Annotated in this window: 12 protein-coding genes; 5 read left to right on the forward strand and 7 right to left on the reverse strand. The window is 73.3% G+C overall.

Going from position 1 to position 15,256, the window contains the following annotated elements; all coding sequences use genetic code 11:
- Positions 1-33 precede the first annotated feature (33 nt).
- Both ACWD3O_RS32455 and ACWD3O_RS32460 read left to right on the forward strand, forming a co-directional pair.
- The gene (locus ACWD3O_RS32455) at positions 34-1,626 is read left to right on the forward strand and encodes a 3' terminal RNA ribose 2'-O-methyltransferase Hen1 (RefSeq protein ID WP_451418348.1); all 1,593 of its coding nucleotides are present in this window, start codon (positions 34-36) and stop codon (positions 1,624-1,626) included.
- Positions 1,623-4,181 (forward strand): polynucleotide kinase-phosphatase, encoded by a 2,559-nt coding sequence (locus tag ACWD3O_RS32460; RefSeq protein WP_451418349.1) that lies wholly within the window; start codon positions 1,623-1,625, stop codon positions 4,179-4,181. Before ACWD3O_RS32455 ends, ACWD3O_RS32460 begins: the two co-directional genes overlap by 4 nt.
- A gap of 105 nt (positions 4,182-4,286) precedes the next feature.
- Here the strand turns inward: ACWD3O_RS32460 and ACWD3O_RS32465 are convergent, their stop codons facing one another.
- Positions 4,287-5,099: a PaaX family transcriptional regulator gene (locus ACWD3O_RS32465; protein WP_451409304.1), complete on the reverse strand. Its 813-nt coding sequence runs from the start codon at positions 5,097-5,099 to the stop codon at positions 4,287-4,289.
- 70 nt (positions 5,100-5,169) lie between these two features.
- Entirely contained in the window at positions 5,170-6,144 is a 975-nt protein-coding gene (locus ACWD3O_RS32470; RefSeq protein WP_451418350.1) for a helix-turn-helix domain-containing protein, read from the reverse strand.
- A gap of 230 nt (positions 6,145-6,374) precedes the next feature.
- Between ACWD3O_RS32470 and ACWD3O_RS32475 the strand changes: the two genes are divergently transcribed.
- From ACWD3O_RS32475 to ACWD3O_RS32485, 3 genes are all read left to right on the forward strand, one after another.
- A complete protein-coding gene (locus ACWD3O_RS32475) occupies positions 6,375-7,598 on the forward strand; it encodes an arginine deiminase (RefSeq protein ID WP_451409302.1) in 1,224 nt (407 codons plus the stop codon).
- A 107-nt stretch (positions 7,599-7,705) separates the two neighbouring features.
- Positions 7,706-8,716, forward strand: coding sequence for an ornithine carbamoyltransferase (gene argF / locus ACWD3O_RS32480; RefSeq protein WP_451418351.1), 1,011 nt, complete (start codon positions 7,706-7,708; stop codon positions 8,714-8,716).
- Between the two features lie 153 nt (positions 8,717-8,869).
- On the forward strand, positions 8,870-10,300 hold the full coding sequence (locus tag ACWD3O_RS32485; protein ID WP_451418352.1) for an amino acid permease: 1,431 nt from the start codon (positions 8,870-8,872) through the stop codon (positions 10,298-10,300).
- A gap of 176 nt (positions 10,301-10,476) precedes the next feature.
- Here the strand turns inward: ACWD3O_RS32485 and ACWD3O_RS32490 are convergent, their stop codons facing one another.
- The 5 genes from ACWD3O_RS32490 to ACWD3O_RS32510 all read right to left on the reverse strand — a co-directional run bounded on the left by ACWD3O_RS32490 (position 10,477) and on the right by ACWD3O_RS32510 (position 15,032).
- On the reverse strand, positions 10,477-10,914 hold the full coding sequence (locus tag ACWD3O_RS32490) for a DUF6099 family protein (protein WP_451409299.1): 438 nt from the start codon (positions 10,912-10,914) through the stop codon (positions 10,477-10,479).
- 188 nt (positions 10,915-11,102) lie between these two features.
- Entirely contained in the window at positions 11,103-11,435 is a 333-nt protein-coding gene (locus tag ACWD3O_RS32495) for a nucleotide pyrophosphohydrolase (RefSeq protein ID WP_451418353.1), read from the reverse strand.
- Positions 11,432-12,661, reverse strand: coding sequence for an AAA family ATPase (locus tag ACWD3O_RS32500; protein WP_451418354.1), 1,230 nt, complete (start codon positions 12,659-12,661; stop codon positions 11,432-11,434). Before ACWD3O_RS32500 ends, ACWD3O_RS32495 begins: the two co-directional genes overlap by 4 nt.
- 111 nt (positions 12,662-12,772) lie before the next feature.
- Positions 12,773-13,183, reverse strand: coding sequence for a cell division protein SepF (locus tag ACWD3O_RS32505; RefSeq protein WP_451418355.1), 411 nt, complete (start codon positions 13,181-13,183; stop codon positions 12,773-12,775).
- A gap of 250 nt (positions 13,184-13,433) precedes the next feature.
- Positions 13,434-15,032, reverse strand: coding sequence for an MFS transporter (locus ACWD3O_RS32510; protein ID WP_451418356.1), 1,599 nt, complete (start codon positions 15,030-15,032; stop codon positions 13,434-13,436).
- Positions 15,033-15,256: the final 224 nt, after the last annotated feature.

The raw sequence follows: 15,256 nt of genomic DNA on the forward strand, positions 1-15,256 counted from the left end.
CCGAACGCACACGACGGAGAGGGGCCGGACCGGATGTTCCTGACCATCACCACGACCGGTACGCCGCAGAGCCCGGCCACCGACCTCGGGTTCCTGCTGCACAAGCATCCCGGCAAGGCGCAGCCCTTCTCCACCTCCTACGGCACGGCGCACGTCTTCTACCCGGAGGCCTCCGACGAGCGCTGCACGGCGGCGCTGCTGCTGGAGGTGGACCCGGTGGCCCTGGTGCGCCGCGGCCGGGGCAAGGGGCGGGGCGGCGCTCCGGACGCCGCGCTCGCGCAGTACGTCAACGACCGGCCGTACGCGGCCTCCTCCCTGCTCGCGGTGGCGCTGGGCGCGGTGTTCTCCACGGCGATGAAGGGCCGGTGCGAGGCGCGGCCGGAGCTGCCCGGGCGGCCGCTGCCGCTGCGGGTGGAGATCCCCTCGCTGCCGGCGCGCGGCGGTGCGGAGCTGGTGGCCGGACTGTTCGAGCCACTGGGCTGGAGGGTCGACGCACGGCCGGTGCCGCTGGACACGGAGTTCCCGGAGTGGGGGGACTCCCGGTACGTCTCGCTCGTCCTGGAGTCGGAGCGCCTGACCGTGGAGGAGGCCCTCCGGCACCTGTACGTGCTGCTGCCGGTGCTGGACGACGCCAAGCACTACTACGTCTCCGCCGACGAGGTCGACAAGCTGCTGCGGGTGGGTGAACGCTGGCTGGCGGGCCACCCGGAGTACAAGCTCATCACCAGCCGCTACCTGTCGCGCCGCTGGTCGCTGACGCAGAAGGTCATGGACCGGCTGGAGACCGAACGGCAGGAACTGCTGCGGCTGGCGGAGGCCGACGACACCGAGGTCGAGGAGCTCGACAACGCGGTGGACCCGGACACCGACACCGAGGAGCGGCCGGTGCCGCTGGCGGTGCGGCGCCGCGAGGCGATCCTGGCGGCGCTGCGCGACCGGCGCGCCGCCCGGGTGCTGGACCTCGGCTGCGGCCAGGGGCAGTTGCTGCAGGCGATGCTGAAGGACACCCGGTACACCGAGGTCGTCGGCGTGGACGTGTCGATGCGGGCGCTGGCACTGGCCTCGCGGCGGCTGCGGCTGGAGCGGACGGGCGAGCGGCAGGCGTCGCGGGTCCGGCTGCTCCAGGGGTCGCTGGTCTACACCGACAGCCGCCTCAAGGGGTACGACGCGGCGGTGCTGAGCGAGGTCGTCGAGCACCTGGACCTGCCGCGGCTGCCCGCGCTGGAGTACTCGGTGTTCGGCTCGGCGCGGCCCCGCACGGTCGTCGTGACCACCCCGAACGTCGAGTACAACGTCCGCTGGGAGTCGCTGCCGGCCGGTCGCACGCGCCACCACGACCACCGCTTCGAGTGGACGCGGGAGGAGTTCCGCGCCTGGGCCGACTCGGTGGCGGCGCGGTACGGCTACGACGTCGAGTACCGGCCGGTGGGACCCGACGACCCCGAGGTGGGGCCGCCGACCCAGCTGGCCCTGTTCACCCTCTGCGCGGACCCCGGCGGCGAGCGGCACACCGGCCGCGGCACCCCGCGCACCGCCGACCGCGACGCCGACGACCGCGGCACCGACCGCACCGACCGCGGCACCGACCGCACCCACGACGAAGGCCGTAAGGAGGCCGCGGCATGACCGACGCCCTTGTGCGGGAGACCCGGCCCACCGGGCGCACCCTGCCCGTCACCGACCTGTCCCTGGTGGTGCTGATCGGCGCCTCCGGCTCCGGCAAGTCCACGTTCGCGCGACGCCTGTTCAAGCCGACCGAGGTGATCTCCTCGGACTTCTGCCGCGGCCTGGTGTCCGACGACGAGAACGACCAGAGCGCGACCAGGGACGCCTTCGACGTGCTGCACTACATCGCCGGCAAGCGGCTCGCGGCCGGCCGGCGGACCGTGGTGGACGCCACCAACGTCCAGCAGGAGGCACGGCGCCAGCTGATCCGGCTCGCGCGGGAGCACGACGTGCTGCCCATCGCGATCGTGCTGGACGTGCCGGAGCCGGTGTGCGCCGAGCGCAACGCGGCGCGGGCCGACCGGGCGGACATGCCGCGCCGGGTCGTCCAGCGGCACGTCCGCGAACTCAAGCGCTCCATGCGGCACCTGGAGCGCGAGGGCTTCCGCAAGGTGCACGTGCTGCGCGGCGTGGAGGAGGTGGAGAACGCCACCGTCGTGACCGAGAAGCGGTTCAACGACCTGCGGCACCTGACCGGTCCGTTCGACATCGTCGGCGACATCCACGGCTGCTCCGCCGAACTCGAGGCGCTGCTGGCGAAGTTGGGTTACACCGACGGTGTGCACCCGGAGGGCCGGACCGCCGTGTTCGTCGGCGACCTGGTGGACCGCGGGCCCGACTCGCCGGGCGTGCTGCGGCGGGTGATGTCGATGGTGGAGTCGGGCAGCGCGCTGTGCGTGCCGGGCAACCACGAGAACAAGTTCGGCCGTTGGCTGCGGGGCCGCCAGGTCCAGCACACCCACGGCCTGGCCGAGACGATCGCCCAGATGGAGGGCGAGAGCGAGGAGTTCAGGGAGCGCGTCGGCAGGTTCCTCGACGGGCTGGTCAGCCACTACGTGCTCGACGAGGGCCGGCTGGTGGTCTGCCACGCCGGTCTGCCGGAGAAGTACCACGGCCGCACCTCGGGCCGGGTGCGTTCGCACGCCCTGTACGGCGACACCACCGGCGAGACCGACGAGTTCGGGCTGCCGGTGCGCTACCCGTGGGCGGAGGACTACCGGGGCCGTGCCGCCGTGGTCTACGGCCACACCCCGGTGCCGACGGCGACCTGGCTCAACAACACCATCTGCCTGGACACCGGTGTCGTCTTCGGCGGCAAGCTAACCGCGCTGCGCTACCCGGAGCGGGAGCTGGTGGAGGTGCCGGCCGAGCGGGTCTGGTACGAGCCGGTGAAGCCGCTGGCCGGCGAGGCGCCGGGCGGCCACCAGGGGCGTCCGCTGGACCTGGGCGACGTGCACGGCAAGCGGATCGTGGAGACCCGGCACGCCGGGCGGATCTCGGTGCGGGAGGAGAACGCCGCCGCCGCGCTGGAGGTCGTCAGCCGGTTCGCGGTGGACCCGCGGCTGCTGCCGTACCTGCCGCCGACCATGGCGCCGACGGCCACCTCCCGTGTGGAGGGCTACCTGGAGCACCCGCTGGAGGCGTTCGCGCAGTATGCCGCGACCGGTGTGGAGCGGGTGGTGTGCGAGGAGAAGCACATGGGCTCGCGCGCGGTCGCGCTGGTCTGCCGGGACGCGGAGGCGGCCCGGGAGCGGTTCGGCGTGGACGGGCCCACCGGCTCGCTGTACACCCGCACCGGGCGGCCGTTCTTCGACGACCAGCAGGTCACCGAGGAGGTCCTCGGCCGGCTCCGCGCGGCGATCGGCGCGGCGGGGCTGTGGGAGGAGCTGGACACCGACTGGCTGCTGCTGGACGGCGAGCTGCTGCCGTGGTCGCTGAAGGCGGGCGGGCTGCTGCGCAACCAGTACGCGGCCGTCGGCGCGGCCTCCGGGGCGGTGTTCCCGGGTGCGCTGGCCGCACTGGAGGCGGCCGGGGCGCGCGGCGTGGACGTCGCGGGGCTGCTGGACCGGCAGCGTGGACGGGCCGCGGACGCGGGGGCGTTCACCGAGGCGTACCGGCGCTACTGCTGGACGACGGAGGGCCTGGACGGCGTGCGGTTCGCGCCGTTCCAGCTCCTCGCCGGGCGGGGGCGCAACCTGGCGGGCGTGCCGCACGACGAGCAGCTGGCGTGGCTCGACCGGCTGGTCGCGGCGGACGGCAGCGGGCTGCTGCGGAGCACCGGGCGGCTGGTCGTCGACACCGGCGACGCGGCCTCGGTGGCCGCGGGCGTCGACTGGTGGCTGGAGCTGACCGGGCGGGGCGGCGAGGGCATGGTCGTCAAGCCGCTCGGCGCGCTGGTGCGGGACGCGGAGGGGCGGCTGGTGCAGCCCGGCGTCAAGTGCCGGGGGCGGGAGTACCTGCGGATCATCTACGGCCCCGAGTACACCCGGCCGGCGAACCTGGAGCGGCTGCGGCAGCGGCACCTCGGGCACAAGCGGTCGCTGGCGCTGCGGGAGTACGCGCTGGGGCTGGAGGGGCTGGACCGGCTGGCGGAGGGCGAACCGCTGTGGCGCGTCCACGAGGCGGTGTTCGCGGTCCTGGCCCTCGAGTCGGAACCGGTCGACCCGCGCCTGTGACCCGGCCGCGGGGGCATGCCCCGCGTCACGGCCCCGCCGCGGGGGCGCCGTGCGGGGCCCCGGGGCGGGGGCGCCGCACGGGGTCCCCGCCGCGGGGCCGTGGGGTCACCCGGCGGTGACGAACCGTTCCGCCGCGTCGCGCAGGCGGTCGCGCAGCGCGTGGAAGAGGGCGCCGGCCCGCGGCCCGGGCCAGTCCGCGGGCAGCAGGTCCGGCGGCAGCCCGGGGTCCGCGTACGGCAGTTCGCGCCAGGCGTCGAGGGCGAGGAGGTAGTCCCGGTACGCCTCCTCGGCCGGGGTGTCGTCGCGGTTCTCCCAGGACCGGAGCAGCCCCGTGTGCCGGGTGAGGAACTCCTCGTACCGCGCGGCGATCGCGTCGAGGTCCCACCACCGTCCGAGCGCCTCCTCGGTGGGCGTGAACCCGAGGTGCTCGCCACGGAAGAAGTCCACGTACCGGTCCAGGCCCAGCCGGCTCAGCGTGTGCCGGGCCTCCTCGTGGACGCGGGCCGGCGCTATCCACACGCCGGGCGCGGCCGCCCCGAACCCGAGCCGGGCGAGCCGGGTGCGCAGCACGTGCCGGCGCTGCCGCAGCGTCTCCGGCACGGAGAAGACGGCCAGCAGCCACTCCTCCCCCTCGGGCGGCCCGGCGAGCAGCCGGCGTCCGGCGTCGTCCAGCGTCTGCCGGGCGTCCGGCGAGAGGGCGTAGCCCGCCGCCCCCGTGGCGGTCCGGGCGGGGACCAGCATGCCGCGCCGCTTGAGCCGGGAGACCGCCGACCGCACCGACGGGGCGTCGACGCCGACCGCCGCGAGCAGCCGGATCAGCTCCGAGACGGGCAGCGGTCCGGGCAGGTGGCGGCCGTACGCGCCGTAGAGCGTGACGATGAGGGAACGGGGAGCGCGCTGGTCGGACACGTTGATCATTTTAGGCGCCGGACATGACGGAGTGTCACCGGGGCCGGTCCGGCCCGCCGTCCCGGTGCCGCCCGGGAGCTCAGGCCCAGCCCAACCGGGCCGCCTGAAGCCCCAGTTGAAGGCGGGTCTGGGCGCCGGTGAGCTTCATCAGCTGGCCGACCCGGCGCTGCACGGTGCGCAACGACAGACCGAGACGGACCGCGACCGCCTGGTCGGTGAGCCCGGCGACGAGGAGGCTCATGATGCGGGCGTCCGTCTCGTCGAGGGCGCTCGGCGTGGAGACGGCGACCTGGCCGACGCGGGGCACGGTGAGGCGGGAGCTGCGCTGCCAGACCAGTTCGAAGAGCCCGATGAGGGCGTCGAGCAGGCCGCCGGGCCGGACCAGCAGCGCGCCGTCCGCCCGGTGACCGCGGCCTCCCATCGGGACCATCGCGAGCTCCCGGTCGGCGATCATCAGCTTCACCGGGACCGAGTCGCTGACCCGGACCTCCTCGCCCGCCTGCACCGCGCGCTCCAGCTCCTCGACGATGCCGTCGTCCTCCTCCAGCATGCGCCGCTCCAGCACCACCCGGTAGGCGACCCCGCGGGCCGCCGCGGCGGCCTCGGTGGCGGTGTTCTCGGTGGTGGAGACGAAGCGGGCGGGGGCCTGCACCAGGCAGAGGATCTCGCTGCGCGCACCGGTCTGGAGCTGTTCCAGGCGCTGCCGGGTGGCGTCGGCGCCGCGGACGACGTCGAGGACGTCGGAGGAGGATCGTTCCGCCATGGTCGCCCGGTAGAGCTCCTCCAGGGAGCCGAGCTCGAGTTCGGCCAGCCGGAGCGCGTTCTGCCGGTGCACCAGCATGGAGCCGAGGGCCAGCTGGGGCGGTGAGGCGCTCAGCCGGCCGGGCGCCTGTCCGTTGCGGGCGGCCAGGCCCAGCACCTCCAGGCGTCCCATGAGCCGGGCCGCCTCGCCCTCGGGCACGCTCAGCACGTCGGCCAGTTCCACGGCGGAGCAGGAGGGCCGGCGCAGCAGCGCCCGGTAGGCGTTCGACTCGTTCTCCGTCAGTCCCAGCACGTCCTGGATCATCGTGGGCCCCCACTCGTCCTCGTCCCGCCATGGGGCGGCGGGTTCATGCCGTCTCCGGCATGCCGTTTCCGGCATGTCGCCGCCTTGTCGCAATGCCGCAACCTCGCACGGATCATGGCTGGCGTAAAGCGCCGCACCGGGCGGCCCGCTCCTGCGAGCGGGCGGAAGGGCCCCCTGAACAGGGATGAAACCGGGTTCGCGGGGTCAGGATGAGGGACATGGGATTCCACGTCGACTCCGAGACCGGCCGGCTGCGCCGCGTCGTCCTGCACCGTCCGGGCCTCGAACTGAAGCGCCTCACCCCGTCCAACAAGGACGACCTGCTCTTCGACGACGTGCTCTGGGTGCGGCGCGCCCAGGCCGAGCACGACGCCTTCGCCTCGGTGCTGCGCGGGCGCGGGGTGGCCGTGCACCTCTTCGGCGACCTGCTGGCCGAGACCCTCGCGATCGACGAGGCGCGGTCCCTGGTCCTGGACGAGGTGTTCGACACCCGGGAGTTCGGTCCGCTCGCCACCTCCCGGCTCAGATCCGTCTTCGAGTCGCTGCCCGCCGACCGGCTGGCCGAGGCCCTGATCGGGGGCATGACCAAGCGGGAGTACCTGGACGAGCACCCGGAGCCGGTCTCCGTCCGCTTCCACGTGATGGAGCTGGACGACTTCCTGCTCGACCCGCTGCCCAACCACCTCTTCACCCGCGACACCTCCGCCTGGCTCTACGACGGGGTGTCCATCAACGCGATGCGCTGGCAGGCCCGCCGCCGGGAGACGGTGCACTTCGAGGCGATCTACCGGCACCACCCGCTCTTCCGCCGGGAGGAGTTCCACATCTGGTCGCAGGGACACGCCGACTACCCGTCGACCATCGAGGGCGGCGACGTCCTGGTGATCGGCAACGGCGCGGTGCTGATCGGCATGAGCGAGCGGACCACTCCGCAGGCCGTGGAGATGATCGCCCACAAGCTGTTCGCCACCGGCTCGGCGCGTACCGTGGTGGCGCTGGACATGCCGAAGAAGCGGGCGACGATGCACCTGGACACCGTGATGACCATGGTCGACGGGGACACCTTCACCCAGTACGCGGGACTGGGCATGCTGCGCTCGTACACGATCACCCCGGGCGGCGCCGGACAGCGGATCGAGGTCGTGGACCATCCGCCGGAGCACATGCACCGCGCCATCGCGTCGGCGCTGGACCTGAGCGAGATCCGGGTCCTCACCGCCACCCAGGACGTCCACGCCGCCGAGCGGGAGCAGTGGGACGACGGGTGCAACGTGCTGGCGGTGGAGCCGGGCGTGGTGGTCGCCTACGAGCGGAACACCACCACCAACACGCACCTGCGCAAGCAGGGCGTGGAGGTGCTGGAGATCCGCGGCAACGAGCTCGGCCGGGGCCGGGGCGGGCCGCGCTGCATGAGCTGTCCGGTGGAGCGGGATCCGGTGTAGGGTCTCGCGCGTCCGGCAACGGTGCATAATCATTCTTTTTTGCGTATAGAATTCCACCGCCCCCGTCCGGATTCCACCGTCTCCCGCAGCAGCCCCTGGAGCTCGTGATGCCCCACCTCCCCTCCGCCCTCGCCGGCCGCAGCTTCCTCAAGGAGCTGGACTTCAGCCGCGAGGAGTTCCGCGGCCTGGTCGAGCTGGCCGCCGAGCTGAAGGCGGCCAAGAAGGCCGGGACCGAGACCCAGTACCTGCGGGGCCGCAACATCGCGCTGATCTTCGAGAAGACCTCGACGCGCACCCGCTGCGCCTTCGAGGTGGCCGCGGCCGACCAGGGCGCCTCGACGACGTTCCTGGACCCGAGCGCCTCGCAGATCGGGCACAAGGAGTCGGTCAAGGACACCGCGCGGGTGCTGGGCCGGATGTACGACGGCATCGAGTACCGGGGCGACAGCCAGGCCAAGGTGGAGGAGCTCGCCGCGCACGCGGGCGTGCCGGTCTTCAACGGCCTCACCGACGACTGGCACCCCACCCAGATGCTCGCCGACGTGCTCACCATGACCGAGCACAGCGCCGCGCCGCTGGAGGAGACCGCCTTCGCCTACCTGGGTGACGCCCGCTTCAACATGGGCAACTCCTACCTGGTCACCGGCGCCCTGCTCGGCATGGACGTGCGGATCGTCGCGCCGCGCTCGTACTGGCCGGACGAGGAGGTCGTCGCCCGGGCGCGCAAGCTGGCGGAGATCAGCGGCGCCCGCGTCACCCTCACCGAGGACGTCGCCGAGGGCGTGCGGGGCGCCGGTTTCGTCGCCACCGACGTCTGGGTCTCCATGGGCGAGCCCAAGGAGGTCTGGGGCGAGCGGATCGCCGCCCTGTCCCCCTACGCGGTGACCATGGACGTCCTGCGCGCGACGGGCGACCCGGACGTGAAGTTCCTGCACTGTCTTCCGGCCTTCCACGACCTCGGCACCGAGGTCGGCAAGCAGATCCACGCCGAGTACGGCCTGGAGTCGCTGGAGGTCACCGACGAGGTCTTCGAGTCGGCGCACTCCGTCGTCTTCGACGAGGCGGAGAACCGCCTCCACACCATCAAGGCCGTCATGGTCGCCGCGCTCGGCCGATGACCTCGGCGGCTCCGAAGCCCCTGTGACACTCCCCCGCGGCCGTCGCGCCGCGGGACCGACCGACGGTCGGCGTGGAACCATCCCTTTCCGTGCCGTCCGACCGCGACCCACCCCGTCGCGACCCGCACCACCCAGAAACGAGCACCACCCGTCATGCCCGCACCACGCGTCAAGTCCTCCCGGCTCCTGATCTCCGAATCGGGCCACGACCTCGAGGGTCACGGTCTGAAGCGGACCATGGGCCTCTTCCACCTGATCTGCTTCGGCATGGGCGCCGTGGTCGGCACCGGCATCTTCGTCGGCCTGTCGGACTCGATCGCCGAGGCGGGTCCCGCGGTCGTCGTCTCCTACGTCCTCGCCGCGATCACCTGCGTCTTCACCGCCTTCTCCTTCGCCGAGCTCGGCGGCGCCATCCCGGTCGCCGGCTCCTCGTACTCCTTCGCCTACGCCGGTCTCGGGGAGACCTGGGCCTTCCTGGTGGGCTGGTGCCTGCTCCTCGAGTACGGCATCTCCATCTCCGCCGTCGCCGTGGGCTGGAGCGAGTACGTCAACGAGCTCCTCGACAGCCTCCTCGGTCACGAGCTGCCCGCCGTGCTCTCGCACGGGCCGACCGAGGGCGGCGTGGTCAACCTTCCGGCCGTGGTGCTGATCGGCCTGGCCACGGTGCTGCTGGTCCGGGGCGTCCGCGAGAGCGCCCGCGCCACCGCGGTGATGGCCGTCATCAAGATCGGCATCCTGCTGGTGTTCTGCGCGGTCGGCTTCAGCGCCTTCCAGGACGGCCACCTCAACCCGTTCGCGCCCGAGGGCGTGGCCGGCATCGGCGCGGCCACCTCGGCGGCGTTCTTCTCCTACATCGGTTTCGACGCGATCACCACCGCGGGCGAGGAGTCCCGCAACCCCCGGCGTGACGTGCCGATCGCGATCCTGGTCTGCATCGGCGCGGTGACCGTCCTGTACTGCGCCGTGGCGCTCGCGGCGATCGGCGCCATCGGCTCCGAGGAGGCGGGCAGCCGGCCGGCCGCGCTGTCCCACGTGGTCGACACGGTCACCGGTTCCGACGTCGGCGGTGCGGTCATCGCCTTCGGCGCGGTGGTGGCCATCGCCTCGGTGACGCTGGCGGTCACCTACGGGCAGAGCCGCATCCTGATGTCGATGTCGCGTGACGGCCTGATGCCGCGGTTCTTCGAGAAGGTCTCCCCGAGGACCTCGACCCCGGTCACCGGCACCATCGTCATCGGCGTGGTCTTCGGGCTGGTCGCGGCGTTCGTGCCGCTGGACGGGCTGATCGACCTGTCGACCATCGGCACGCTGGCCGCGATGGCCGCCGTGAACGTCGCCGTGATCGCGCTGCGCCGGCGGGAGCCGGACCTGGCCCGGCCGTTCCGGGTGCCGTTCGGTCCGGTGCTGCCGGTGCTGGGTGTGCTGTTCTGCCTGTACCTCATGTTCGAGACCGGCTGGGGCACGTGGGTGCGGTTCGCCGCGTTCCTTGCCGTGGGCCTGGCGGTGTACCTCGGCTACAGCCGCCACCGCTCGGTCCTCGCGGGCCGCGCCGGCACCGAGCCCCCGGTGCTCACCCGCCCCTGACCCGCCCGCGCCTTGCCTGCGGGGCCGCCACGGACGCCGTGGCGGCCCCGGGCCGCTTCCGCACCGCACTGCCGTCCGCCTGCGCGCCTTCGCGTGCGGCGCCCGGTCCGCGGGCCGTTGCGGAGGCCCGCCGCGGCGCCCCGCCCCGGCGGCGCCGGATCCGGGCCGGGCGGCGGTCATGGCGTGAGGCGCCGGATCATCTGGAGCACCCGGTCACGGGACTCGTCGGACGCGTCGATCGACTCCATGCACTGCCAGTACGTGTCGTCGTCCGCCGCGGCGGGGGCCAGGCCGATCATCGCGATGCCCGCCTCGGAGAGCAGCTCGCCCAGCGCCTCGAGCACGGCGAACGGCTCCCCCACCGAGGTCAGCCGCGCGGCGCGCAGGTGCTCGGCGCCGAACGGCGCGGGCCCCAGCGCCCCGCAGCCGCGTCCGGCGAGTTCCGTCAGCCCGAGGGCCTCTCCTCTCAGCTCCGGCGGCCCGGACACCGCGAGCCGGCTGCCGACCGCCTGGGCCAGGGCGTGCGCCTGCCACACCTCGGCCAGAACGGCCTGTGGTTCCTCACTGACCGCCAGAGCCCGTCTGGCCACCTCGATGAGCCGTGCCGCGTCCATCCACGCCGCCCCCGTTCTCTCCGCGTGCCCCCGCGCACGCCGTACCGGTTCCACTACCCAGAGTGAAGGGTCGGGCACGGATACGCCAGACCATGCCGGAAATCTGTGGAAAACTCTGCGAGAACGCCCCGCTCCACAACTCCGGAGAGTGAGAAAGCCTCCCGGTCCGGCCGACCGGGCGGCCCGGTTCACGCGCCGGGCGCGGGAAACCTCTTCTCGTTCCGCATGATCTTCGCATCCAGCGCCGACAGCGGGTCGACGCCCAGCACCGCGCAGAACTGCAGCAGGTAGGCGAGCACGTCCGCCACCTCGTCCTCGACCCGGTGCGCCCGCTCGGGGTCGTCCATCACCCGCGCCGACTCCTCGGGCGTCAGCCACTGGAAGATCTCCAGCAGTTCGGACGCCTCCACGCTGAGCGCGGCCGCCAGGTTCTTGGGGGTGTGGTACGGCTCCCAGCGGCGGGCGGCGGCGAACTCCACCAGCCGCCGCCGCAGGGCGTCCAGGTCACGGTCGTCTGTCACGGGGCCAGGTCTACCACCCGGGCCGCGTCGCTCCCCTCGGCGCCCTCCACCCAGGAGAGGTCGTTGACCGCGCCGACGAGACGGATGTGCCCCCGCTCGCACATCCGGGCCGCCAGCCCCAGCAGTTCTCCCCGCTGCCGCGCGTCGAGCCCTTGGCCGAAGCCGTCGGCGAGCACGGTGAGCGTCTGGTACGCCTCCGGCACCTCCGCGGTGTCGACCTCCAGCACGCCCGGCCCGGTGAGCAGCACCAACGCCAGGGCGATGTACCGCAGTTCACCGTCCCCGAGGCGCGCGAGGTCGGTGCGGGTGCCGTCGCCGCGGTCGAGCAGGGCGCGGACCCGGCCGTCGGTGGTCCGCTCCGCCAGCAGGTCGAGGACCGGTCCGGCGCAGCCGGCGCGGACGGCGTCGACCAGCAGCCCGTGCCGCCGCCCGCACTCGGAGCGGGTGCGGAACAGGACGTCGGCGAGGTTGTCGCAGCCGCGCAGCAGCCGCCCGGTGCCCAGCGGGACCGCGGGCCGCATCCGCGCTGGACGCGGGTCGCAGACGAACACCGACCGCAGGGCGACCACCATCTGCTCGGCGGCGGCCAGCACCCGCCGCTGGCCCTCGGTCTTCCCGGCCACCCGCAGCGGCAGCAGCGCGGTGCCGAGCCGGTCGTCGGGCAGGGGGGCGCGGGTGACCGGCGCGCTGCCCGCGGTGTGCCAGGCGGCCTGCACGGAGCGGCGGGCGGGGTCGCGCAGGGCGGTCTCCAGCAGCACCGTCCCGTCCGCGGTCAGCCGCTCGCCGACGATGCGCAGCGCGGGCTCGACCTGCACGGCGACGTCGAGCCGGACCGGGCCCTCCGGGCCGTCGGCGGTGCAGCCGATGCGGAAGCCGCGGCGCCCCTGGTCGTCGGGCCGGGCGCGGTCCGGGACGCAGGAGCCGGGGTCCGGGAACGCCTCTCCCGCCTCGGCCCCTCCGGCGAGCCGCGCCAGCGCCTCGTAGGCGCGCAGCACACCGGACTTGCCGCTGCCGCTCGGGCCGGCGATCAGGGTGAAGGGGGCGTCCAGCGGGACGCGGAGCCCGCGGTGAGAGGCGAAGGCGGACAGCCTCAGCTCGGTGACGCGCGCGCGGTCGGCGGTGGCGCGCTGGACGGGGACCCGCGCCTCCTCCGCCTCGCTCGGGCACGGAGAGGAGGACGGGGAGGGGGACGGGGACGGGACGCCGGAGGGCACGGACAGGGTCATGACCGGACCGTAGGCGGGAGCCGCTCCGGTGAACCGTTCCGCCGGGTCGGCCTTCCTACGATCGGGGGACGCGGTCAGCGCGGGCCGGGGGCCGTCACCCCCGGGCGGAGGTCATCGTCCCTGCTGGGAGGGGGAGTTCCCGCCGAGCCCTTCGATCAGGCCCTGCACCTCGACCCCGCCCGGGGTGAGCAGGAAGACGTTCCGGTCGACGCGGTGCATGGAGGCGGCCAGGCCGAAGACCACGCCGGTGGAGAAGTCGAGGACGCGCTTGGCGACGTCGCCCTCGGCGCCGGACAGGTCGAGCAGCACGGGGGCGCCGGCCATCAGCGTCTCGGCGACCTCGCGGGCGTCGGCGAAGACGTTGACCCGCAGGACGACGAAGCGGCGGCGGGGCTCGACGGCCTCCTCGGGCAGCGCGCGGTGGTCGACCTGGGAGGGCCAGGCGTCCCGGCCCCGCAGGGGGACGACCTCGGCGAGGCCTTCCCATTGTTCGTCGGTGACGTCGTGCCTGCGCCTGCTCATCACCGTCGGTCCCCCGCGTCGTGTCCGGATCGTCTGTCAGGCCCCATTGTGGCGCGCGCTCACCCGTTCGGCCGAACCGACGCGCGGGGTGCCGTCACGACGATTTTTCCACGGACCGGCCTGCGACGGGCCGGCCTGTCACCGACGCCCGACCAGCGCCGTAATCGCCTGGTGACACGGCGTCAGAAACGGCGACGCGCCCCCGGGAGGATTACCGGGGGGCGCGTCGCGGCGGGCGTGCCGTGGACGGTCAGCGGGCCGCGGCCTCGGCGGCGGCCGCCTTCTCCTCCTCCGGGAGGCGCCGCTCGATGCCGACGGCGGCGACGACCGCGCCGAGCACGCACAGCACGCCGGTGACGATCACCGCGGCGTGCAGGCCGTTGACGAACGCCTGCCCCGCGCCCTCGACGACCGCGGCCCTGATCCCCTCGGGCATGCCGGGGGAGACGGGCGCGATGCCCATGGTGACGGCGTCCTCGGCCTTCTCCAGGCCGTGCGCCATGGCGGCGGGGACACCGGCGGCGGTGAGTTCGCCGAACAGGGAGGAGCCGACCTTGCCGGCGATGACCGAGACGAGCACCGAGGTGCCCAGCGCGCCGCCGATCTGCAGCATGGTGGACTGCAGCCCGGAGGCCACGCCGCCGTCCTTGACGGGCGCGTTGCCGATGATGGTGTCCGCGGTGGCGGGCAGCACGATGCCCACGCCGAGGCCCAACGCGATGTAGGGGACCCACATGGTGGCGTAGGACGAGTCGACGGTCCAGGTCAGCATGGAGAACATCGCCACCGCCGACAGCAGCAGGCCGATCGGGACGGAGACCCGCGCGCCGAGGCGCTGGCTGAGCTGGGCGCCCAGCGGCGACGCCACCAGGGAGGCCAGCGACATCGGCAGGGTGGCGACACCGGCCTCGACCGGCGTGTACCCGCGGACGTTCTGCAGGTACAGCATGATGAAGAAGATGCCGCCGAGCATGACGAAGAAGTTGAGCACGGTCATCACCGCGCCCACGGTCAGTGAGCGGTTGCGGAAGAGACGCATGGGCAGCAGCGGATGCGTCTGCCGGGTCTCGTACCAGCCGAACAGCACCAGGACCGCCAGGCCGAGGGCGAGGGAGCCCAGGGTGCCGGCCGAGACCCAGCCCCAGGTCTCGCCCTTGACGATGCCGAAGACCAGCGCGAGCAGGCCCACGGCCAGCAGGACGACGCCGGTGACGTCGAACCGGTGGTGGCCGGTGGAGTTCTTGGACTCCGCGAGGGCCCACATCGAGAACAGCAGGGCGATGACGCCGATCGGGGCGTTCAGGTGGAAGACCCACTCCCAGCCGACGCTCTCGACCAGCAGGCCGCCGACGATGGGGCCGAGGGAGGTGGAGACGGCGGAGACCATGCCCCAGATGCCGACCGCGATCGGGAAGCGCCGGGGTTCGAAGACGGCGCGCAGGATGCCGAGGGTGTTGGGCATCAGGATGCCGCCGCAGATGCCCTGCAGGGCGCGGAAGAGGATGACCGTCTCGATGCTGCCGGACAGGCCGATGGCGACCGAGGTGACGACGAAGCCGCCGATGCCGGCCAGGTAGTAGAACCGCCGGCCGAATCGGTCACCCAGCTTGCCGCCGAGGATCATGGAGGCGGCTAGGGCCAGCAGGTAGGAGTTGGTCACCCACTGCAGTTCGGCGGTGCTGGCACCGAGGTCACGGCCGATGGCCGGGTTGGCGATGGCGACCACGGAGCCGTCGAGCTGCACCATCAGCAGACCGAACGACACCGCGATCAGGGCGAGCCAGGGATTGCCCCGGCGTCCGGCGGGCGCGGAGGCCGCCGGGGACGCGTCCACGCGAGTGGATGCCATGGAAATCGAGCCTTTGCCTTCGGGGAAAAAGAGGGGAAAAGAGGGCGAGGGCACCACGAACAGCGCCCGGACCGGCGGCATCGGGTGCCGCCGGTCGGGCGTGCCGGGGTGAGGGTGCGGCGGGGCCGCGGGGGGGGGTGCCTCTATGTCTTTCGTCAAGCGGTGCGGGGGCTTCTCGGTTCGTAGAAGGTTCCGTCGCGGAGCATGGCGAACAGGACGCTGAT

Source organism: Streptomyces sp. NPDC002640 (genome assembly GCF_053592575.1).

Bases quoted from the DNA above. Each gene is read 5' to 3' on its own strand.
- ACWD3O_RS32460 (WP_451418349.1), top strand. From the start codon at position 1,623: ATGACCGACGCCCTTGTGCGGGAGACCCGGCCCACCGGGCGCACCCTG.
- ACWD3O_RS32485 (WP_451418352.1), top strand. From the start codon at position 8,870: ATGCCCGCACCACGCGTCAAGTCCTCCCGGCTCCTGATCTCCGAATCG.
- ACWD3O_RS32465 (WP_451409304.1), bottom strand. From the start codon at position 5,099: ATGATCAACGTGTCCGACCAGCGCGCTCCCCGTTCCCTCATCGTCACG.
- ACWD3O_RS32505 (WP_451418355.1), bottom strand. From the start codon at position 13,183: ATGAGCAGGCGCAGGCACGACGTCACCGACGAACAATGGGAAGGCCTC.
- ACWD3O_RS32490 (WP_451409299.1), bottom strand. From the start codon at position 10,914: ATGGACGCGGCACGGCTCATCGAGGTGGCCAGACGGGCTCTGGCGGTC.
- ACWD3O_RS32510 (WP_451418356.1), bottom strand. From the start codon at position 15,032: ATGGCATCCACTCGCGTGGACGCGTCCCCGGCGGCCTCCGCGCCCGCC.
- argF (WP_451418351.1), top strand. From the start codon at position 7,706: ATGCCCCACCTCCCCTCCGCCCTCGCCGGCCGCAGCTTCCTCAAGGAG.
- ACWD3O_RS32475 (WP_451409302.1), top strand. From the start codon at position 6,375: ATGGGATTCCACGTCGACTCCGAGACCGGCCGGCTGCGCCGCGTCGTC.
- ACWD3O_RS32500 (WP_451418354.1), bottom strand. From the start codon at position 12,661: ATGACCCTGTCCGTGCCCTCCGGCGTCCCGTCCCCGTCCCCCTCCCCG.
- ACWD3O_RS32455 (WP_451418348.1), top strand. From the start codon at position 34: ATGTTCCTGACCATCACCACGACCGGTACGCCGCAGAGCCCGGCCACC.